The organism is Mucilaginibacter sp. R-33 (assembly GCF_049949235.1).
Classification (GTDB): domain Bacteria; phylum Bacteroidota; class Bacteroidia; order Sphingobacteriales; family Sphingobacteriaceae; genus Mucilaginibacter.
Window position 1 is genome coordinate 4,217,874 of the sequence record NZ_CP188089.1, and the last position, 20,246, is coordinate 4,238,119.

Consider the following 20,246-nt stretch of genomic DNA (forward strand, 5'->3'; position numbering starts at 1 on the left):
TTATACCTTTCCGCGATATTTAATTTTTAATAAGGTGAAACTATTCAGGCTAACTTGTATCTTATTTGCAGCATGTTTTTTAGCAGCATGCAGCGTACCTCAATATGTAAATGTTCCGGTTGATTACGCGCCGAAGCTGAATTTTAACAGGGCAAAAACAACCATCGTGGTCATTAACCACTACATGCCCGATTCGACCCGTAACCGCAATAAACGCGTATTAACTACATTTAAAGCCGCCGCTTATACCGCTATAAACAATGCAGCTGTACAGCTGCATGCGCTGCCCGGTGTAAAAGTTGTACAACTGGTTGATTCGGTTAACTTTACCGCCAATACCGATTCGGTGAAGTTTCTGGTAAAAAAATACAACGCTTCTTACGTGCTCGCGTTCGAGGATTTTAAAGGCGAAACCAAATTACAGCAGGATTATTACAACGGTGTACCGTCTGTTTACCGGGTATCGGTGGTTAAAACCAGTTTTACCCTTTATGAAGCCAATGGCATCTACTTTAAAAAGCTAAACGGCGAAGCTGAAATAAATGACAATAATGCTTATGGCAATGCATCCAGCTTACTTGCCCACGGCGGGCCTTTATTTGATGCTATCCGTAATTCGGCATTGGATGCGCTTAAGGATTACCTGCCGTATACCGATTACCACGACAGGCCCCTGTATACCAATGGCGATCAGCTGAGCAGCTCGGTAGAACTGATCAAAGCCGGAAAATTTGATCAGGCTTTCAAGATACTAAACCCGCTTATCGACGGGCCCGACCTAAAACTGGCCAGCAGAGCTGCTTACAACCTTGCGGTGGTTTATGAAGCGCAGGGAGATATTGACGCCGCACTTGAGGTGGCTAAGGTCTCAAACCAAAAGCAACCGAATGATTTTGCCAAAGCTATTATTGTTGATTTGATGAAAGAGTAAAGTCCTCAAAACTTAAACCAACCTTATTACAAATACCTTGAAAAACTTATTTGCCATTTGTGTGCTCGTTGCCATGGGTTTGGCAGCCTGCAGTGTAAATTACGAAATTACAGTACCGGTTAATTACGCCCCTAAATTGGAATTGGGACATAACGAAACCAAAATTGTAGTAGTAAACAGGTTTACTGTTGACTCGGTAGCTAATAAAAATAAACGCAAACGCGCTGTACTTAAAGGCGGCGCTTACAGCGCTATTGAAACGGTAGCCAAACAGCTTGATATGCTGCCCCGCATCCAAACAACAGTACTCGCCGACTCCGTTAATTTGATTGCAGATACCACGCCAATAAAAACACTTGCCGAAAAATACAATGCCAACTATGTTTTAACGCTTGACTCGCTTAGTGCCGATATCCCCGTAGAGCTTGTTGATACCATGGAAGTGTATACCACGGTGGTTAATACAAGGTTTACTTTATACGAAAGCAACGGCAAGTATTTTAAAGTTCTTAGAGGGAAAGCGAAGGATTTTCATTCAGAGAGCCGTTATTACGGTATAATTGCTGCCTTGCTTGTACATCCTACGGTAAAAGGCAATGGTGCGGCCATAAGCCAGTCGGCAGGTAATGCGGCTATTGACGCGATAAAGGATTATCTGCCATCTACATTAACCAATCAGCGGCAATTATATGCTGATAACGACAGCTTGAAGGTTGCTATTAACCACATGACAGCAAAGCGATATAATGAGGCCTTTAAAATACTGAATCCTATTATTGATGGGCCCGATCTTAAACTGGCCAGCCACGCGGCTTACAATTTGGCAGTGTTATATGAAGCGCAGGGCGACATTGAAGAAGCTTTAAAGGCAGCAAAATTATCGAACGAAAAACAACAAAACGTTAAGGCGACTGCAATTATTCCTGATTTAGAGAAGGAGTAAGTTCTTTTTCGAGGATCTCATAATCGAAACCATTTTTTGAAAAGAAATTACCTGTGTGAATAAAACCTGCTTTGAGGTAAAATGGAATGGCCGATAACCTTGCGTTACACCACAGGCGGGTCCCCCCGCTTACAAGGACAAAATCGGTAATATACTGCAATACCGCACGGCCTATTCCCATGTTTTGCATGGTTTCATCAACAGCAAATTTGCGAAACTGCCAATCGTTCCCTTTATTAAAGAGGGATACTACCGCTATGATATGATTATCTTTAAAAGCAGCAAAGTGATAGCCGTGATTATCCTCTTCCATCTCCATTTCATAAAGCTTGCTTTCGGGATATAAGATACGTTGCCTTAACCGCCAGGTAAGCTCCGGACGGATTTGTTCGATAGAGATTTCAGCCATTTTTTAGAGGTGAAAGGTAAAAGACGAAAGGTAAAAGGTTTTTTTCAAATTCGCCAAACGCAAAGCTTTTAATGGCAGCGGATAGGCTAAAAGGCACAAGTAATCCCTGCACTGGCAGCCCTACAATACTTGCGCCAGAAAAAACGGGCATGCACACCTTTGCCCTTTTGCCGTTCGCCTTTAACCTACAAAGGAATATTCCCGTGTTTTTTCCTTGGGTTATTTACCACTTTATTCTCCAGCATTTTAAATGCCGCGATCAGCTTAATTCGCGTTTCGGCGGGTTCAATTACTTCGTCGATAAATCCGCGTTCGGCAGCGCGGTAGGGATTGGCAAAGGTATCGGAATACAGTTGTTCCATCTCCAGCCACTTGGCTTCATGGTCTTCAGCCTTCGTGATCTCCCGTTTAAAAATGATTTCGGCGGCCCCTTTGGCACCCATTACCGCAATTTCGGCCGATGGCCAGGCGAAGTTCATATCGGCACCAATATGTTTGGAGTTCATCACATCATAAGCGCCTCCATAAGCCTTGCGCGTAATTACAGTAACACGCGGAACGGTGGCTTCGCAAAATGCGTACAGCAGTTTAGCTCCATTGGTAATAATGGCATTCCATTCCTGGTCGGTGCCGGGCAAAAAGCCGGGAACATCTTCAAACACCAGCAGCGGAATGTTGAAGGAATCGCAAAAGCGCACAAAACGGGCGGCCTTGGTTGATGAATGGATATCCAGAACCCCGGCCAAAAAAGCGGGCTGATTGGCGACTATGCCAATACTGCGGCCAGCCAGGCGCGCGAAACCCACTACAATGTTTTCGGCAAAATCTTTATGCACTTCCAAAAACGAAGCTTTATCGATGATATGATCAATAACCTCGCGGATATCATAGGGTTGTGAGGCAATGGATGGCAGGATGGTATTGAGCTCGGGCCTAAGCTCGTCGCCGTTTTCGTAAGGAGCGGAAGGAGCTTTATCCTCACAATTTTGAGGCATATAGCTCAGCAGGCTTTTAATATGCTGAATGGCGGCTATTTCATTGGCACAGGCAAAATGAGTAACACCCGATTTGCTGGCATGGGTGTTAGCGCCGCCCAGTTCTTCGGAGGTTACCACTTCATGCGTAACCGTTTTTACTACGTTAGGCCCTGTAACAAACATGTATGAGGTATGCTCAACCATTAAAATAAAATCGGTAATGGCTGGTGAGTAAACCGCACCGCCTGCACATGGCCCCATAATGGCCGAGATTTGCGGAATAACGCCGGATGCCATGGTATTGCGGTAAAAAATATCGGCATAACCACCAAGGGATACCACACCTTCCTGGATGCGCGCACCGCCCGAATCATTAAGGCCAATAAGAGGAGCGCCATTCTTTAGGGCGAGATCCATGATCTTGCAGATCTTTTCGGCATGGGTTTCGGAAAGCGAGCCGCCGAAAACCGTAAAATCCTGGGAAAACACGTAGGTAAGCCGCCCGTTTATGGTGCCATAACCTGTAACAACACCGTCGCCGGGATATTTTTCTTTTTCCATGCCAAAATCAATGGAGCGATGGGTAACCAGCATGCCTATCTCCTGGAACGAGCCTTCATCCAATAAAAAATGCAAACGCTCACGTGCCGTTAATTTTCCTTTTTTATGCTGACTTTCAATACGTACCGGGCCTCCGCCCTGCATGGCTTCATGACGTTTTAGCCTTAACAGATCAAGCTTTTTATCCACAATTCAGGTTGTTAGTAATTGTCTAAAAATAGTAATTATATTGTAAGAATAGCTTTTGCTTACTTATTCTGGTGGTTTAATAACGGATTTTTATATATTTGTGTTGATGAAGATCAGGAATAATAAAATATGGGTAGTGGCGCTGTTCATGACCGTCTTTGTAATAAAGATGGGCATTTCGCTTGCACCTGTTTTTTTATATCTTGATAATAAAACGGTAAGCGCGGTGATCCTTCAGCTGGAGCAGGAAAGCAAAACTGAAAAAGACAGCCCCGAGAAAGACCTTGTGAAGGAGAAAAAAATCTTTGATGAGTATGATCTTCATACCATAAACTTCATCACATTTATTACCGAAACCAAAGTTCTCCATAACCAGGAAAACGCCTTATATAAGCAGGTATATCACCCTGTGGTCCCCACGCCGCCACCCAACGTTTAAAATGATTAACCGGATACTTCCCTATCCGGATAGCAATGCTATTTAATTCATTTTAAAGTTTTACTCAATCTTTCATTCTTATGCAAATCAAGCAAGGTGAGGCTGCTATGGGCAATCTCAACCTAAAAAAATATTTTCTGCCCAAAAATTTAAAAAGGGATATTCCTTCAAGTGTCGTTGTATTCCTGGTGGCTTTGCCGCTATGTTTAGGTATAGCGCTGGCATCAGGCGCGCCGCTCTTCGCAGGCGTATTAACAGGCATTATTGGCGGCATAGTAGTAGGTACGCTTAGCGGCTCGCAACTGAGTGTGGCCGGTCCTGCGGCCGGTTTAACGGTAATTGTACTTAATGCCATTACTACACTTGGCGCTTACGAAACCTTTTTAATGGCCCTGGTACTGGCGGGTGTCTTCCAGATCATACTTGGAATTGTTAAAGCCGGCACCATTGCCAATTACTTCCCGTCATCGGTTATTGAGGGGATGCTGGCAGCGATAGGTATTATTTTGATCATGAAGCAGTTTCCGCACGCGGTTGGCTATGATGCTGATTTTGAGGGAGATGAGGGCTTCAGCCAGATTGATGAACACAATACCTTTTCAGGTATAACGAGGGCTTTTGCCCGGATCAATTATGGCGCGGTGATCATCAGCGTGGTATCCCTGGCATTCATGATTTACTGGCCTAAGTTTAAAAAGCTGGCTGTTGTTCCGGCGCCATTGCTGGTGGTGCTGGCCGGGATAGGTTTAAGCCTGGCCTTTAACGGCACAAGCTTCGCCTTGCTTGATAAGCAGTTTGTACGCATACCGCTGGTGAACAGCAGTGCCGAATTTTTTGCACTGTTTAAATCGGCAGATTTTAGCCAGATAGGCAACAAGCAGGTTTGGATAACGGCCTTTACCATTGCGGTGGTTGCCAGTTTAGAAACACTGCTGAGCCTGGAGGCTGTAGATAAAATAGATCCTATCAAACGTATCTCGCCCACTAACCGCGAACTGCTTGCACAGGGAACGGCCAATATCGTTAGCGGTATGCTTGGTGGCTTACCCATGACGGCAGTAATTGTGCGTTCGTCGGCAAACGTAAATGCCGGTGCCCGCACTAAAGTGAGCGCCATACTGCATGGTATATTGTTACTAGTTGCTTTACTGGCGATACCGTCTTTAATTAACCATATCCCGCTGTCGTGTTTGGCAGCGATCCTGCTTATGACTGGGTATAAACTGGCCCGGATAAGCCTTTTCAAGCACATGTGGCACCAGGGCTTGAGCCAGTTTATCCCTTTCGTAGTTACCATTGTGGCCGTTGTTATGACCGATTTGCTTATTGGTGTAGGCATAGGTATGCTGGTGGGGATCTTTTATATTCTGCGTACAAACCTGCGTAATCCCTACTTCTATCACATTGAAAAAAATGGCAGCAAAAAAGTTATTAAGATTAAGCTGGCCGAGGAAGTATCCTTCCTGAACAAGGCTGCCATACAGGTAACGCTTACCAGCTTGCCACAAGGCGCCGAAGTGGTGATCGACGGAGCGAACTCAAGGTACATCGATCCGGATGTGCTGGAGATCATCCACAATTACAAGCACAATGCCTATACCAAGGGCATTATTGTGCAACTGAACGAAGTAAAGGACAAGTACGATGTACCTCCTTTAAAAGAACTGGTTTATAACCCTAACTAAAAAATCGAAAAACAATGTCAACACAAGAAAAAACAAACGGCAAAGCCGTAATAGATACAAACAATATTAAACTGGCCCAGTCAAGCAGTTACAGTACTTTAATTAAAAACAACGCCGCCTGGGTTGAGCGTAAACTTGCCGAGGATGGTGAGTATTTTAAGAACCTGGCCAAAGGTCAGAGCCCTGAAGTACTGTGGATAGGCTGCTCAGACAGTCGTGTTCCGGCTAATGAAGTTACCGGTACCAAACCCGGCGAAGTGTTTGTGCACCGCAATATTGCCAACGTATGCGTACACTCGGACATGAACATGCTGAGTGTGCTTGACTATGCCGTTAACGTACTAAAAGTAAAACATGTTATTGTTGCCGGCCATTACGGCTGCGGCGGTGTTGCCGCTGCTATGAGCAGCAAACAATTTGGCTTAATTGATAACTGGCTGCGCCATATTAAAGATGTTTATCGCTTACACAGCCATGAATTAGACCGTATAACTGACGAAACTACGAAAGTTAACCGCCTGGTTGAGCTTAACGTTACCGAGCAGGTATATAACCTGTGTAAAACCACCATTATCCAAAACGCGTGGAAAGAACGCCATGACCTTGAAGTACACGGTTGGGTAATTGACCTGGGCAGCGGATTGGTGAAGGATCTTAAAGTAAGCAGCAGCAGCCCGCATAATTTAGGCTACGTATACGAGCTTGACGTTGAAGCTGTAGCTGCACACTAAAATATAATTTGATCAGTGCTTCCGACGCTGTAAGGGGCGTAGGGAGGTTTGATTGTTAAGTTGATCCCGGCTCTTAGGAAGTGGCCGGGATTTTTTTTAGCCGGCCCCACCCAAACCCTCCCCGGAAGGGGGGGCTTAAAAAGCTAAGCTGATTTTAAAAGTCTCCCCTTCGGGGGGAGATTTAGAGGGGGCTTGTTAAAATATTATCCCTTGCATCAAACAAGCTTATATAAACTTGGTTAAGGTTTTGTAAATTGTAACTGAACCCCTGCCGTGAAATATCTATGCTCAAAACAATAAAAGAACAACGTACCCTTAAAGAAAACCTGATGCTGGCCTCATCCACGGCATTTGTAGCAGGCGTTACCAATGTGGCGGGCATGCTGGCTTTTTTGGCTTTTACCTCAAATATTACCGGGCATGTGGCTAACCTCGCCAAACACATTATTGAACAAAACTACCGCCAGATGATCATCTTTTTAATTTGGCTGCTGATGTTCTTTGCCGGGGCTTTTGTATCCAGTTTTATTGTACGTTCATTTGATGATAAAAGCAGGTGGCGGGCAAACTCCACCCCAATGGTAATTGAAGCTGTTATTTTACTGGGAGTTGCCATTTACGGGCATAATTTTTACCGGGAAACACAGATGGAGCGCGAAATAGTGATCAGCGCTATTTTGTTTTCGATGGGATTGCAGAACAGCCTGGTTTCCAATATCTCGGGCGGACTGATCAAATCGAGTCATTTAACCGGTTTATTTACAGACCTGGGGAGTGAGGTGGCCGAATGGTTCCATCCGCGTACCAAAAATACGGAAGCCGCCGGTAATAAAATACTGATCAGGTTTACGGTGCTTGGCTTTTACCTGTTTGGTGCACTGGCAGGCGGATACTTTTTTAACCTGTATGAGTTTGCCATTTTTTATTTTATCCCCGTTATTTTGCTCACCATTATGTATTATGATATTTCGCCGCTTGCTTTGCATAAACTTAGCCGTATGTTTGCATCGGGCAGAAAACGTCAAACCGCATCTTAAAACATCAATTTTTTAAATATATGTGTGCTCAAATTCATGATACCAGTCATATCACCTACGAAGGCTTACTGGAAGGAAACAAAAAATTTATTGAAGGTGCTTTAGCCGAAGATCCGCAATATTTTGATAAACTGGCTAACGGGCAAAAGCCCCCTATACTTTGGATAGGCTGCGCCGACAGTCGCGTGCCTGCCAACCAGATCACCAATACCGCCCCGGGCGAGATCTTTGTGCACCGTAACATTGCCAACATGGTTATTCACTCGGACATGAACATGCTGAGTGTGCTTGACTATGCCGTGAACGTATTGAAAGTAAAACACGTAATTGTTACCGGCCACTACGGCTGCGGTGGTGTTAATGCCGCTATGAGTAACAACCAATTCGGCCTGATTGATAACTGGCTGCGCCACATTAAAGACGTTTACCGGTTACATGCCGATGAGCTTGATGCTATTACCGATGAAACTGAGCGCAGTAACCGCCTGGTTGAACTGAATGTGATAGAAAACGTGAACAACCTTTGCAAAACATCTATCGTGCAAAATGCCTGGAAAAACGGCCAGGAGCTTGCGGTACACGGCTGGGTTTACAGCCTCAGCACCGGCCTTATCAACGATATGAAAGTAAGTACATCCAGCAATGAAAATATGGATGCTGTGTTTAAGTTCAAGTGAGAATAGAAGCAAGAGGTCAAGAGTCAGGAATCAAGATTAGAAGATTCAACAACTTATAAGAAAACAAGAAAGAGTCGAAAAATCGGGTTTTAACATTTCCGATCTTCGACTCTTTTTATTTCTAAGCTATGACCTAAAGATTCTTAAACCAGCTTCTTCTTGTCTCTTGAATCTTGGTTTCTTGACTCTCTTCTCAACTACACTTCCTTAGCCAAAAACGGGTACCTGTAATCTTTTGGCGGATCAAAGGTTTCTTTGATGGTGCGTGGCGATACCCAACGAAGCAAGTTGATCATTGATCCGGCTTTATCATTAGTGCCCGACCCCCTGGCGCCGCCAAATGGCTGCTGACCAACTACCGCACCTGTAGGTTTATCATTGATGTAGAAGTTACCTGCCGCGTTGCGTAAACGGGTGGTAGCTTTTTCAATAGCATACCTGTCCAGCGAAATGATTGAGCCTGTAAGCGCGTAGATGGAAGTTTTATCTACCACCTCAAGGATCTCATCAAATTTATCATCTTCGTAAACATATACGGTTAGTACCGGGCCGAAAAGCTCCTCGCACATGGTAACGTAATATGGGTCTTCAACTTTTAACACAGTTGGCTCAATGAACCAGCCTTTGCTTTTATCGTAGTTACCGCCGGCAACAATTTCAACGCCCTCGTCGGTTTTAGCAGCGTCGATGTATTTGGCCAGTTTATCAAATGATACTTCGGTGATCACGGCATTGATGAAGTTTTCAAAATCCTCTACCGGGCCAATTTTAAACGAAGTAATGTCGCGCTGCATGTTTGCTTTTACCGCAGGCCACAATGAAGCCGGGATATAAGCTCTTGAAGCAGCCGAACATTTTTGTCCCTGGTATTCAAAGGCGCCCCGAACAAGGGCAGTACTTACCACATCGGCGTTGGCGCTCGGGTGGGCAAGTACAAAATCTTTACCACCTGTTTCGCCTACAATACGTGGATATGTTTTGTATTTGTGGATATTGGTACCAATTGTTTGCCAGATGTTCTGGAACACTTTGGTTGAACCGGTAAAGTGGATGCCCGCAAAATCAGGGTGGTTAAAGATCACCTCGCCTGCAACCGGGCCATCAACATAAATCAGGTTGATAACGCCATCGGGTACGCCGGCTTCTTTAAAAATCTTCATGATCACGTTAGCAGCGTAGATTTGCGTATAAGCAGGTTTCCAAACCACTACATTGCCCATCATGGCTGCAGATGCAGGCAGGTTCCCGGCAATAGCCGTAAAGTTGAATGGCGTAAGCGCGAACACAAATCCTTCAAGCGGGCGTTGTTCTACACGGTTCCAAACACCTTTGCCTGATATCGGCGGCTGTTGTTTGTAAATCTCGGTCATGTACTCCACGTTGAAACGCAGGAAGTCGATCAGCTCGCAAGCCGAATCGATCTCGGCCTGGTAAGCGTTCTTTGACTGGCCAAGCATAGTGGCTGCATTGATTTCGGCACGGTATGGGCCGGCTATCAGTTCGGCAGCTTTCAGGAATATGGCAGCACGTTGTTCCCAGGCCAGATTTTCCCAGTCGGCTTTGGCTGCAAGGGCAGCATCAATGGCTGCGGTAACGTGGCTTGCATCACCTTCGCTGAAGGTAGCCAGTAAATGTTTATGATCATGCGGCGGACGAATTTCCAACTTGGTGTTGGTACGTACTTCCTTGCCGCCAATGTACATAGGTATATCTAATTGTTGGGCACGACCGGCTTCTAAAGCTGCCTTAAGCGCCACACGCTCCAAACTCCGCGGACCGTAATTTAAAACGGGCTCATTTACCGGTGCCGGAACATTAAAAAATCCTTTAAGCATAGATGATAATTTATGTTGCCGCAAAGATAGGGATTTTGCAGGGTAAGGTTGGGTAGGCGAATGTCAAAATAATGGTGGATTTGGTTAGCCTTTCTGAGCCTGAACTTTTATTACATTAGTTGACAATGAAGCCCGAAGAAAAATACAAGAGTAAACTGGTCCAGCAATTTAAAGTTATTTTCATTTTCACTATCGTTCTGCTAATTGCGATGGGAACTTATTCCCTTTACACAGGAAGTTCATCAGGTGGCGTCATTTATGGACGATTTGGTGGGTCAGGAAGAGTGGCTTATGGCGCTTACGGTTTTTTTGAAATGGCCGGTGTTCTATTATTGGGTGCATTAATTTTTTTTATAGTATCAAAGGCGAGAAGGTGATAGGACTTACCTGCCTGTATGTAAAATTTAATCAATTTATGCTTACATTATTAGATGCCTTTACGTCTCTAAAGAGAACCTACCCACAGTGGTCTTCTTGCCCTGCGCGATATCATCATGGCACAGGATCCCGATATCACCGCCGAATGGAAATATAACATGCCCTTAGGTTGTTATATAGCGTTGTAATTAACAAAAGCAATGATTTGTCAGTGAGGCGAAGTAAGGTTGCGCGTGAGGTTGAAACAGAAATCTTGTACGCCATGCAAATCCGGTAAGCATGGCGGTTGATCATCTTTATTTAATTTAAAGAGACCAGAAACCATCCCATTCCCTTTAACCTTTTACATTTGCCCCATGCAATCCCTACTCTTCGAAGATCAAACTTTTACCAAAATAACCGCCGGCCAGCTCAAAGGCGCCACTTACGAAAACTGCAAATTCATCAACTGCGACCTTGCCCATGCCCACCTTACGGGCATTACTTTTATCGACTGCCAGTTTGATACCTGTAACCTGCTCCTTGCCGAATTAGGTAATACCGGTTTGCAGAACATTCGTTTTAAGCACTGCAAAATAAGCGGCGTAAACTTTGGTAAGGCTAACGACTTTTTGTTCGAAGTGCATTTTGAGGATTGTATTTTAGACAATGCCGTATTTTATAAAAAGAAGAACAAGAAGGCTACCTACGCCGATTGTTCCATGATGGAAACCGACTTGACCGAGGCCGACCTGAGCGATTGTAAATTCATTAACTGTAATCTTAAAAACGCCTTCTTCAGTCGTACCATCCTTAAAAACGCCGACCTGAGCACATCCTATAACTTCATCATCGATCCGGATGATAACGTCATCAAAAAAGCAAAGTTCTCGCTTCATGGTTTACCGGGATTGCTTAACAAATATGATATCCGGATAGGATAACAATATTTCACCCGCTTATTAGTTAATGTTATTGATTATAAACCTTATGCAAAAACTTGTCCTGTTTTTTTCTTTGTTATTGATAAGCACCGGGGCTTTAGCTCAGGGCGATACTTCTGCGTTTACCAAATTCAATGATTTTAATAACCTGGTTTTAAACGGTGGTGTCAAAAAACCGGAAGCTCAAAAGCAATTTGAAACCCTGTTAAAACGAATTAACATGCTGGAAATGATCCGTGCCGAGCGGATCATTCCAAAAACGCAATGGGTATTCCCCTTAAAGGGCTATAAAAGCAGCGCCATTGGCGGTACTCATGGTAATGGTTATTTTGATAAAGGATACCGTTACCTTGACGGCAACAAGCATGGCGCCCATCCTGCACACGATATTTTCATCAACGACCGCAATCAGGATTGCATTGACGACCATATTCAAAAAGCGGTTGATGTTATTGCAGTTGATGACGGCTGGGTGATAGCCTGTACCAATCAATGGGAGCCCAACAGCAATATGCGGGGAGGCAAATTTATCTGGATCTATCATCCGGCAACTCATATTTTCACGTACTATGCGCACAACAACCAGATTTTTGTAAAACCGGGCGACTATGTTACGCAGGGACAAAAAATAGCCGAAGTTGGCCGCACGGGTTATAACGCCTACAAAAAACGTTCGCCTACCCACCTCCATTTTTCAGCATTCAAGCTTGCGGATGGCATCCCGGTACCTTATAACCCTTATGAACAGCTAAAAAAAGCCAAAACGTTATGAAAATCCTGATCACTTGCCTGCTCTTATTTTTTAATATTAACATTGCTCCTCCGGATAACGTGATTAAAAGATTCGCGGTACCGGCAGGCTATCAGCGTATAACAGCATCGCCCGGCAGTTTCGGGGCATGGCTGCAGGCTTTACCTTTAAAGCCGGCGGGCACACCAACCAAAACTTATAAAGGCGATATTGCCCGTACCGATGTTTACACCGCTGCGGTTATTGATATGAGCGTGGGCAACCAGGACCTGCAGCAATGTGCCGATGCGGTGATGCGCCTCCGTGCCGAATACCTCTATCAGCAAAAAAAATACGACGAAATTTCTTTCAACTTTACCAGTGGTTTTAAATGCGACTATGCCCATTATGCTAAAGGCTATCGCTACAAAAACGACCATTGGGTATTGAAAGCCAAACCCGATTATTCGTACCCGGCATTTTTAAATTACATGAATTTGGTATTCGGTTATGCGGGAACCCTGTCCCTGCAAAAAGAATTAAAAACTGTAACTAACCCCAATGATGTAAAACCAGGTGATGTGTTCATCCGTGGGGGCTCGCCCGGGCATTGTTTTATTGTGCTCGATGTTGTAGAAAATGCCGCTCATCAAAAGCAATTTTTACTGGCGCAAAGTTTTATGCCGGCCCAAAATATCCAGGTATTAAAATATGATTCACCCTGGTTTGCTATGGACCAGCACAGCGGGATCATGTATGGCGAGCTGATTAGTAAAAATTATCTGAAGCGGTTTGATTAAAGTACCCTGTCCGGGATACATGTTGATGTGCCCAAAAAAGAACCGGGAGCACTTACCTATTTTTACTGCTTATCACCGGGTTCTAATATGGCCTTATCTATTACTATATTAAAATGCGGCATCATATTCCCGGCCACCGATATTAATTTTAACACCCCGCCTATCCTGAATAATTTACCATCATAACTTTTAAACTCGTCTATAGTAATGGGATGGGCGGGCACTATACTTTCAGAAGTATATAAATCTGTTCCCTTCCTGTTGGTGCAGGATGAGGCGAGTGTATCCGTTTTATTATCAGAACTTACAATGCGGTTAAGCCCATATTTCAGCGAAGTATATCGAGATGGGGAAAAAATAGTATGACCGATATAACCCGAAACATTTTTCAATGCTTCAGTTTTGGTTAATTTATCCATGTACATTAAACCGGCCTCGGATATAATGTGCATGTACCTGATAACAGCCGGTGCATCATCGTCCTGCTTGTTTCCGGGAATTTTCTTTAAAATAGCTTCGGATAGTTTGGCTGCCTCAGGCCAGTTCTCCTCATTTAAAAAGCCGATGAGTGTTGAGAATTGAGCATCGGGAACCAACTCCTGGGCATGTGATCTTGTAAAAGCTACCGATAAGATAAATAGCAGAACGAGGAATTTTTTCATAAAGTTTAGGCGGGCTCTTTCTTATTGTTCCCGCCTAAATTTACATCAAAAAATATATAAATGAAATGAGCGCTACCTTTTTTCAACCCTATCATAAAACCCGCCGAAGCTGTTCATTTTTACAGCATCCTCATTAAAAAAATCGCCGGGGAAACCTAATTCAATAGCGCTTACTTCATTCAGCTTTTTAAAATGCTCAGGGGTTAATTTGGTGTCGATGGCTTTGAGGTTATCGTTTAGCTGGTCAATTTTGGTAGCGCCCACAATGGGGATACAGCTGAAATCCCTGTCCATCATCCATTGCAGGGCAACATGACTTTCGGATACCCCTAATTCAGCGGCGATGCCAACAACCACTTCAGTAATGGTTTTAGCCCTGTCGTTACGGCGGTTACTTTCCGGTTTTACACGTCCCGGTTCGCCGCGCAGGTATTTGCCGGTTAATGCACCACCTGCCAGCGGGGCCCATGGGGTAACCGTCATGCCATAATGTTTTGCCATCGGTATCAGCTCCCGCTCGGCAGTCCGGGCCAGCAGGCTGTACTCAACCTGTAAGGCAATGAACTGGCTCCAGCCCATCAGCTCGGCAAGGGTATTCCCTTTTGATACTACCCACGCGGGCGTATCACTGATAGCCGCGTAGTTTACTTTGCCCTGTTTTATCAGGTCGTCCAGCCCGCGCAGCACCTCATCAATAGGTGTAATATTATCCCAGATGTGCAGGTACAGCACGTCAATAAAATCAGTTTTGAGGCGTTTAAGGCTTTCTTCCACGCTCCGCGTCATGTTTTTGCGGTTATTGCCCGATGCATTAGGATTGGTGGTATTATCTTTGAGCGTGTACTTGGTAGCCAGCACAAAATAATCGCGGTCATGATTGCCCAGGTATTCGCCAATAATCTTCTCGCTTGTACCCAGTTTATACACATTGGCGGTATCAATAAAATTGCCGCCAGCGTTGGCAAAGGCATCCATAATGGCAAAGCTGGTATCTTTTTCGGCGCCCCAGCCGCCTTCGGTACCGAAGCCCATAGTGCCCAGGCATAATTCAGAAACTTTAAGGCCCGAGCGGCCTAATAATTTGTAGTTCATATATGGTGATGTTTTGTGTAACGTTTTAAAATATGTCATTGGCGAAGCGCGGCAATCTTGCAGCCAATGCATTGCGGCTATGCAGATCAATCATACCAGTCTACACTTAAATCTCCCCACGATGGATTAGCTGCCACTATCAAATCAATTTTCTTTTGCCTTGATCCTGCTTTCAATTGTTTTTCTCTGGCTATGGCATCGTCTATCCATTGAAATTGTTCAAAGTATACCAATTTATCGCACGCATATTTTGCCGTATAACCTTTATAGATCTTTTTCTTATGCTCTAATATCCTGTTATGTAAATCACTCGATACTCCTACGTACAGCACTGTGTTAGCTTTGTTTGTTAAAATATAAACGAAGTATTGGTGTATTTTCATTAGATAAGGTTTGGCGCTAATCTAAAAGAATTAATATTAAACTACACCATTTTTAAACATCCACCTCATTGCGGGGAGGCAGATTGGCACATGCATAATCCAACCATTAAAAGTTATGTCATTGCGAGGAGCAGCACGGGCAAAAGAGCGTCCGGGCGACGTGGCAATCTCGTCGTTATGCCTCTACGATATGCAAAGCCGCTGAGCATAGCTACGAGATTGCCGCGCTTCGCTCGCAATGACATATTGTTTTTTATAATCAGAGGAAAGTCGGTTCCAAACAATCCCTCCTTCAACTTTGTACTAATTAATACATCGCTAATATACCAAATTATGAAAATCATCACCCTCCATACCAATACCGACATCAACCAGTTATACCAGTTACTGCACGAAAAACTTAACCCGCTGTTTCATGAGCAACGAAAAAGCGAATTAAATTTCACCGTTGAGCGCAAAGGCGGGGCGGTTGAAATTTCGTTGCCTGCTGTTTATGAAGGCGCCCTGTTCAGCATCGCGATTAACGGTAACGAACTTTGGATCACCCGGAATGAACATTATGTTGATGACGTAAATTCGCTCACCGTCGAATCGATCCTGAACGATCTGTTCAGCAAAATTGCCGGTAATTTGGGAACGGATCTGGTGCAGGAAGGGTAAAAAGTTTTGATTTACCGAAGAATCATACGTTAAAAAGAGAGACGACGACGTAATCGCTTGTTATACAATGCGCTATTCATGTACGGTTACTTCGTTCGCAAAAACATGGTTTCTGTTCCATTTGTTAAATCGGATGATAGTCCTAAGCATTACGCAGTTTAAAAGTGCAAAATATTCATTGCCGTTGGTTTTACCAAACGGTAAAAAAGCTAAAAAGTCCTGGCTTTAGCCCCAGTTAGGCAAGCGGATTTAGGCTGAAGCCCTCTATCGCTACTCATTATTCCGTTGGTTAAAACCAACGGCAATGAAGTTTTATCTACCTGTAAACGATATTCACCCACTTTAAACAGCTTCTTATTTCCGCCAAATATTTTTTAGCTTTAACAGAAAAACATCCCTATGCCTAAAATTTATAGCCTGCTCATCCTTTTTCTGTTTGCTGCATTTACTACACAGGCACAAAAACTCCCTGAACAAAAAGGCGAACCGGTGATCATTAACCGGGATACCCTGTTTAAATTTTATGCCCCGCAGGGATTGTTTGATCCTAAAGAGCGCGCCGGGATTGTTACCCAACGCATTAAGGCCCTGATGAGTCGAATAGATTTTAACCCGGATTCGTTAACGCTTAAAAACGATACGTCCATATCGGTAATAACTTACAACGGCCAGATGATCATGGGGGTTAATAATACCGATGCCTCTTACTCCGAACTGAACCGGCCGCAGCTGGCAGCAAGCTATCTGTCTATATTAAAAAATAAGCTCGGCAACGTTTTTGAAAGCAACAGCCCTAAACAACTAATTACAAACGTACTTGAGGCAGTCGCGGTTATTATACTGCTTATTGTGCTGATCTGGATTGTTAATAAAGGTTTTAGGTGGATAAAACTTAAAATTATACTGGGATGGGAAAACCGTGTTAAAAAGCTGGCAGAAAAAGGAGCTCCAATAGCCTATGCCTCGCGGCTACTTCCGTTTATCAGTGGACTGATAAATATTGCGCGCCTGTTCATTATCCTGTTGCTGGTTTACCTGGCCTTACCGGTATTGTTTTATATTTTCCCTTCCTCGCAGCCTATCGCCACACAGTTGATCGGCTTTGTGGTTAACCCGTTGAAAAGTATCCTGCTGGCCATTGTCCGTTTTATACCCAACCTGCTTACCATAACAGTTATTTACCTGGTTACCCGCTACATTGTAAAACTGGTAAAATTTATAGCTACCGAAATAGCAAACGGGGCCATCGCTTTAAAAGGCTTTTACCCTGAATGGGCCATCCCAACTTACAATATCATCCGGGTACTGATGTACGCGTTTATGTTTGTGGTGATATTTCCATATTTGCCGGGGTCGCAGTCTAAAGTTTTCCAGGGGGTTACGGTGTTTATAGGCGTACTGTTTTCGTTAGGTTCCTCGTCGGCTATTGCCAATATGGTATCGGGCATTGTTCTTACCTATATGCGCCCCTTTAAAATTGGCGACCGCATCAAAGTTGGCGAAATTATGGGCGATGTGATTGAGAAAAACCTGCTGGTTACCCGTGTGCGTACCATTAAAAACGAAGATGTAACCGTGCCCAACGCCACCATTTTAAGCGGTGCCACGGTTAACTATACTTCATCATCAAAAACTTTGGGTTTGATACTGAATACCAGTGTTACTATTGGTTACGATGCCCCCTGGGAAACCATTCATAACCTGCTCATCAGCGCGGCTGAAGCAACAGAAGGCATTCTTGCCAACCCAAAACCGTTTGTACTGCAAACCGCTTTGAATGATTTTAATGTGAGTTACCAGATAAACGCTTATACGGATCAGCCCGGCAAAATGGCCATGATCTATTCGGTATTGTATCAAAACATACAGGATAAATTTAATGAAGCCGGCATGGAGATCATGTCGCCGCACTTTACAGCTGTACGCGATGGAAGCCACATCCAGATCCCCGAAAACTATGTTGCCGATGGATATAAAAAACCGGGGTATAAGATAGAACGGGAAGAAAGCTAAAAGCCATTAATAAGCCGAAGGCTTAAAGCCGAAAGCCATAGGAAAGAAGCTAAAAGCAAAAAGCTTAAAGCAGAAAGCTATGAAAAAGAAGCTTACCAAACCCGATTGCAAAGCAAAGCTTTAAGCCTTCGACTTTCCGCTTTAAGCTAAAATCAACCGTTAATCCAGGTAAACTTATACTCCAGCATTGGGTTTTTCATGCGCTCGGCTACACGCAGTAAGCGGGCCGGAAGGTTTACCACGTAATCGCGGGCCTTTTCGCCGGCTTCGTCCAAACCTGTGATACTTTCGATGTGCCAGTCGGTCAAAAGCTCTTTCAGGATATCCACATAGTCGATAGCGGTATAAATACCCAAACGCTGTGCGGCATCGGTGAAGTGACCAAAAGTTTGACCAACCTTTAAACCAACCTCGCGCAGGAAGTGGGCAGGCATTACAATCTTTTTACGCATCATATCCTCAAAAGCTACCATAGCCTCGCTTGGATCTACCTCGAATATTTTTTCGATAAAGTATTTGTAAGCTTTAGCATGGCGGGCTTCATCAGATGCGATAACACCACACATTTTTGAAAGCAGCGGATCGCCGTATTTCTTGGCCTGTGAGGCTACACGACGGTGCGATACATTGGTTGCCAGCTCCTGGAAAGAGGTATATATAAAGTTACGGTAAGGATCATGACCGGTACCAATATCGAAACCATCGGCTATCAGGTATTGGGTGGAGATCTCCATCATGCGCATATTAACGCGGCCCGACAGGTATAGGTATTTGTTAAGCAAATCGCCGTGACGGTTTTCTTCGCCTGTCCAATGGCGTGTCCAACGCATCCAGCCTCCTTCTTCATCATCTGATACACCCTGCACCATGGTTAACCACGATTCATAAGTTGGCAAAGCCTCTTCGGTAATGGTATCGCCAATTAAAACGGCAATCAGGTCATAAGATAACCCTGCGGCACTTTCCTGTAGTTCTTTAATCTCGCTAAAAAACGACTCTCTTGAAGAATCGGGCAAAAAATCAGATGGCTGCCAGATAGTATCAATGGGCTTTAAATATTCATGTATTTTTTCTAACATGAACTTTTCAATGTGCACCATTACTTCTCTGCGCTTTTCTACAAAAAATTCCATAAAACAGGTATATTAATCAGCAAAGGTAACTAAAATTGTAACATTATGTTTTAAAATTTCACTGTACAGCGCTAATTGCGTCTTTCCTACACAAGGGTAAATTTTCCATCGCCGGCTTGCCATTAAACAGCGAAAAACTACCGTTAAATTCCCAAAGCATGCCAGTGATATCAAGCTCTTTTAAACCCTTGCGTACAGACTTATTATAACGGCAGCGACTATCTGCATCGGCATATTTGTTTTAAACGCCTTACGCACCGCAAATGATGAGCACATCATATTTCGGGGCCCGTTTTTACAATTTGCAGTTTATCCTTTATAAATTGTTCGTTGTCATCGCGCAGCTAACTCCGGTAATTACTTTCGCCGGGGGTGTTTTTTTGCTTTTGGATTAAGTGCAGGAAAATTTTCCGCATTGTATGGAAATGATACCCCGATGGTTGAAACCTGGTTGCCTACCCGGCTTGCACCCTGGCGAATAAAAAAGAAAGGCTCGTAAAAGTGAAAACGGTAAACATATTTTTATCGGCCAGCCTTACCAACCTGCTTAGCTCATAGATACTGTATAGTTTGATGCACTTACGATCAGGGTTCGTTGTTTATCAATTCTACGGATAAGCGTAACAATATTATACGCGGCAACTTTCCACAGTTTGGGGTTAATATGGGGCAGCTCATTATAATTCCCAAAAAACAAGTTACTATAATCTGCGTTTTTATACCTTTTAGTTAATTTTACGCACAAATCATTTGTTGCGGTGTTTCTGTGAGATAATTATTGTCGCCTAACCTGCCATAATGATAATCTGCCACCAGCCTCAACTCAATAAATATTGCATCGCTTAGCAACTTTATTCACATTAGGTAAATAGCCGCGCTGTTGTTTTAAGGCCAAAAGGAAGTAAAAGCCATAGGAGGCCTGATACTTTTAAAGCCCAGCTTTTTGCACAGCAGAAAATCGGATTTTTTAATGGCGTTTAGGCCGCTCAGCTTTCGTTCCGGATTTGCTCAAGTCATAAAATACTGGTGCCCTTGCTTAAACTTTGGCCCGATTTAAA

The 20,246-nt window shown here is 44.0% G+C and carries 20 protein-coding genes and 1 pseudogene; 13 read left to right on the forward strand and 8 right to left on the reverse strand.

Annotated features, from left to right (window positions below; all coding sequences use genetic code 11):
* The first annotated feature begins 34 nt into the window (after window positions 1–34).
* Window positions 35–931 (forward strand): DUF6340 family protein, encoded by an 897-nt coding sequence (locus ACP26M_RS17355; RefSeq protein WP_426581815.1) that lies wholly within the window; start codon window positions 35–37, stop codon window positions 929–931.
* Between the two features lie 37 nt (window positions 932–968).
* A complete protein-coding gene (locus ACP26M_RS17360) occupies window positions 969–1,874 on the forward strand; it encodes a DUF6340 family protein (RefSeq protein ID WP_426581817.1) in 906 nt (301 codons plus the stop codon).
* Here the strand turns inward: ACP26M_RS17360 and ACP26M_RS17365 are convergent.
* Both ACP26M_RS17365 and ACP26M_RS17370 read right to left on the reverse strand, forming a co-directional pair.
* On the reverse strand, window positions 1,849–2,283 hold the full coding sequence (locus tag ACP26M_RS17365) for a GNAT family N-acetyltransferase (RefSeq protein WP_426581819.1): 435 nt from the start codon (window positions 2,281–2,283) through the stop codon (window positions 1,849–1,851). The two genes, ACP26M_RS17360 and ACP26M_RS17365, sit on opposite strands and share 26 nt — an antisense overlap.
* Window positions 2,284–2,468: 185 nt before the next feature.
* On the reverse strand, window positions 2,469–4,010 hold the full coding sequence (locus tag ACP26M_RS17370) for an acyl-CoA carboxylase subunit beta (RefSeq protein ID WP_426581821.1): 1,542 nt from the start codon (window positions 4,008–4,010) through the stop codon (window positions 2,469–2,471).
* A gap of 106 nt (window positions 4,011–4,116) precedes the next feature.
* On the opposite strand from ACP26M_RS17370, the gene ACP26M_RS17375 reads away from it, so the two are divergent.
* The 5 genes from ACP26M_RS17375 to can (ACP26M_RS17395) all read left to right on the forward strand — a co-directional run bounded on the left by ACP26M_RS17375 (window position 4,117) and on the right by can (ACP26M_RS17395) (window position 8,579).
* Window positions 4,117–4,449 carry a hypothetical protein gene (locus ACP26M_RS17375; RefSeq protein WP_321557268.1) on the forward strand — a complete coding sequence of 111 codons (333 nt, stop codon included), beginning with the start codon at window positions 4,117–4,119 and terminating at the stop codon, window positions 4,447–4,449.
* Between the two features lie 80 nt (window positions 4,450–4,529).
* Window positions 4,530–6,134, forward strand: coding sequence for a SulP family inorganic anion transporter (locus ACP26M_RS17380; protein WP_426581824.1), 1,605 nt, complete (start codon window positions 4,530–4,532; stop codon window positions 6,132–6,134).
* 14 nt (window positions 6,135–6,148) lie between these two features.
* Complete coding sequence (gene can / locus ACP26M_RS17385; RefSeq protein WP_090534255.1) at window positions 6,149–6,865, forward strand: carbonate dehydratase; 717 nt, start codon at window positions 6,149–6,151, stop codon at window positions 6,863–6,865.
* A 284-nt stretch (window positions 6,866–7,149) separates the two neighbouring features.
* Complete coding sequence (locus ACP26M_RS17390) at window positions 7,150–7,902, forward strand: YoaK family protein (RefSeq protein WP_426581826.1); 753 nt, start codon at window positions 7,150–7,152, stop codon at window positions 7,900–7,902.
* 20 nt (window positions 7,903–7,922) lie between these two features.
* Window positions 7,923–8,579, forward strand: coding sequence for a carbonate dehydratase (gene can, locus ACP26M_RS17395; RefSeq protein ID WP_354486450.1), 657 nt, complete (start codon window positions 7,923–7,925; stop codon window positions 8,577–8,579).
* Window positions 8,580–8,776: 197 nt separating this feature from the next.
* Here the strand turns inward: can (ACP26M_RS17395) and pruA are convergent, their stop codons facing one another.
* On the reverse strand, window positions 8,777–10,414 hold the full coding sequence (gene pruA, locus ACP26M_RS17400; protein ID WP_426581828.1) for an L-glutamate gamma-semialdehyde dehydrogenase: 1,638 nt from the start codon (window positions 10,412–10,414) through the stop codon (window positions 8,777–8,779).
* A 125-nt stretch (window positions 10,415–10,539) separates the two neighbouring features.
* Here pruA and ACP26M_RS17405 point away from each other — a divergent pair, with 125 nt between their 5' ends.
* The 4 genes from ACP26M_RS17405 to ACP26M_RS17420 all read left to right on the forward strand — a co-directional run bounded on the left by ACP26M_RS17405 (window position 10,540) and on the right by ACP26M_RS17420 (window position 13,245).
* Window positions 10,540–10,791: a hypothetical protein gene (locus ACP26M_RS17405; protein WP_426581830.1), complete on the forward strand. Its 252-nt coding sequence runs from the start codon at window positions 10,540–10,542 to the stop codon at window positions 10,789–10,791.
* Window positions 10,792–11,148: 357 nt separating this feature from the next.
* Complete coding sequence (locus ACP26M_RS17410) at window positions 11,149–11,715, forward strand: pentapeptide repeat-containing protein (protein ID WP_426581832.1); 567 nt, start codon at window positions 11,149–11,151, stop codon at window positions 11,713–11,715.
* A gap of 46 nt (window positions 11,716–11,761) precedes the next feature.
* Entirely contained in the window at window positions 11,762–12,487 is a 726-nt protein-coding gene (locus ACP26M_RS17415) for a M23 family metallopeptidase (RefSeq protein WP_426581834.1), read from the forward strand.
* The gene (locus ACP26M_RS17420; protein WP_426581836.1) at window positions 12,484–13,245 is read left to right on the forward strand and encodes a DUF4846 domain-containing protein; all 762 of its coding nucleotides are present in this window, start codon (window positions 12,484–12,486) and stop codon (window positions 13,243–13,245) included. The genes ACP26M_RS17415 and ACP26M_RS17420 overlap by 4 nt, the downstream gene beginning before the upstream one ends.
* A gap of 62 nt (window positions 13,246–13,307) precedes the next feature.
* On the opposite strand, the gene ACP26M_RS17425 is transcribed toward ACP26M_RS17420, so the two are convergent.
* The 3 genes from ACP26M_RS17425 to ACP26M_RS17435 all read right to left on the reverse strand — a co-directional run bounded on the left by ACP26M_RS17425 (window position 13,308) and on the right by ACP26M_RS17435 (window position 15,382).
* Complete coding sequence (locus tag ACP26M_RS17425) at window positions 13,308–13,907, reverse strand: hypothetical protein (protein WP_426581838.1); 600 nt, start codon at window positions 13,905–13,907, stop codon at window positions 13,308–13,310.
* A 72-nt stretch (window positions 13,908–13,979) separates the two neighbouring features.
* Complete coding sequence (locus ACP26M_RS17430; protein WP_426581840.1) at window positions 13,980–14,999, reverse strand: aldo/keto reductase; 1,020 nt, start codon at window positions 14,997–14,999, stop codon at window positions 13,980–13,982.
* 86 nt (window positions 15,000–15,085) lie between these two features.
* Entirely contained in the window at window positions 15,086–15,382 is a 297-nt protein-coding gene (locus ACP26M_RS17435) for a GIY-YIG nuclease family protein (RefSeq protein WP_426581841.1), read from the reverse strand.
* Window positions 15,383–15,715: 333 nt separating this feature from the next.
* On the opposite strand from ACP26M_RS17435, the gene ACP26M_RS17440 reads away from it, so the two are divergent.
* Window positions 15,716–16,042 (forward strand): hypothetical protein, encoded by a 327-nt coding sequence (locus tag ACP26M_RS17440; protein WP_413323133.1) that lies wholly within the window; start codon window positions 15,716–15,718, stop codon window positions 16,040–16,042.
* Between the two features lie 399 nt (window positions 16,043–16,441).
* Window positions 16,442–18,055 carry a mechanosensitive ion channel family protein gene (locus ACP26M_RS17445; RefSeq protein WP_426581844.1) on the forward strand — a complete coding sequence of 538 codons (1,614 nt, stop codon included), beginning with the start codon at window positions 16,442–16,444 and terminating at the stop codon, window positions 18,053–18,055.
* A 152-nt stretch (window positions 18,056–18,207) separates the two neighbouring features.
* Here the strand turns inward: ACP26M_RS17445 and ACP26M_RS17450 are convergent, their stop codons facing one another.
* Together ACP26M_RS17450 and ACP26M_RS17455 are read right to left on the reverse strand one after the other, a co-directional pair.
* Entirely contained in the window at window positions 18,208–19,188 is a 981-nt protein-coding gene (locus ACP26M_RS17450; protein WP_090534280.1) for an acyl-ACP desaturase, read from the reverse strand.
* A 547-nt stretch (window positions 19,189–19,735) separates the two neighbouring features.
* A pseudogene (locus tag ACP26M_RS17455) lies at window positions 19,736–19,936 on the reverse strand (cellulase family glycosylhydrolase); the annotation flags it as partial.
* Between the last annotated feature and the right edge of the window lie 310 nt (window positions 19,937–20,246).

Excerpts from the sequence above, each read along its gene's own strand:
- ACP26M_RS17365 (WP_426581819.1), bottom strand. The coding sequence starts at position 2,283 with ATGGCTGAAATCTCTATCGAACAAATCCGTCCGGAGCTTACCTGGCGG.
- ACP26M_RS17375 (WP_321557268.1), top strand. The coding sequence starts at position 4,117 with ATGAAGATCAGGAATAATAAAATATGGGTAGTGGCGCTGTTCATGACC.
- ACP26M_RS17380 (WP_426581824.1), top strand. The coding sequence starts at position 4,530 with ATGCAAATCAAGCAAGGTGAGGCTGCTATGGGCAATCTCAACCTAAAA.
- can (WP_090534255.1), top strand. The coding sequence starts at position 6,149 with ATGTCAACACAAGAAAAAACAAACGGCAAAGCCGTAATAGATACAAAC.
- ACP26M_RS17390 (WP_426581826.1), top strand. The coding sequence starts at position 7,150 with ATGCTCAAAACAATAAAAGAACAACGTACCCTTAAAGAAAACCTGATG.
- can (WP_354486450.1), top strand. The coding sequence starts at position 7,923 with ATGTGTGCTCAAATTCATGATACCAGTCATATCACCTACGAAGGCTTA.
- pruA (WP_426581828.1), bottom strand. The coding sequence starts at position 10,414 with ATGCTTAAAGGATTTTTTAATGTTCCGGCACCGGTAAATGAGCCCGTT.
- ACP26M_RS17405 (WP_426581830.1), top strand. The coding sequence starts at position 10,540 with ATGAAGCCCGAAGAAAAATACAAGAGTAAACTGGTCCAGCAATTTAAA.
- ACP26M_RS17410 (WP_426581832.1), top strand. The coding sequence starts at position 11,149 with ATGCAATCCCTACTCTTCGAAGATCAAACTTTTACCAAAATAACCGCC.
- ACP26M_RS17415 (WP_426581834.1), top strand. The coding sequence starts at position 11,762 with ATGCAAAAACTTGTCCTGTTTTTTTCTTTGTTATTGATAAGCACCGGG.
- ACP26M_RS17420 (WP_426581836.1), top strand. The coding sequence starts at position 12,484 with ATGAAAATCCTGATCACTTGCCTGCTCTTATTTTTTAATATTAACATT.
- ACP26M_RS17425 (WP_426581838.1), bottom strand. The coding sequence starts at position 13,907 with ATGAAAAAATTCCTCGTTCTGCTATTTATCTTATCGGTAGCTTTTACA.
- ACP26M_RS17430 (WP_426581840.1), bottom strand. The coding sequence starts at position 14,999 with ATGAACTACAAATTATTAGGCCGCTCGGGCCTTAAAGTTTCTGAATTA.
- ACP26M_RS17435 (WP_426581841.1), bottom strand. The coding sequence starts at position 15,382 with ATGAAAATACACCAATACTTCGTTTATATTTTAACAAACAAAGCTAAC.
- ACP26M_RS17440 (WP_413323133.1), top strand. The coding sequence starts at position 15,716 with ATGAAAATCATCACCCTCCATACCAATACCGACATCAACCAGTTATAC.
- ACP26M_RS17445 (WP_426581844.1), top strand. The coding sequence starts at position 16,442 with ATGCCTAAAATTTATAGCCTGCTCATCCTTTTTCTGTTTGCTGCATTT.
- ACP26M_RS17450 (WP_090534280.1), bottom strand. The coding sequence starts at position 19,188 with ATGGAATTTTTTGTAGAAAAGCGCAGAGAAGTAATGGTGCACATTGAA.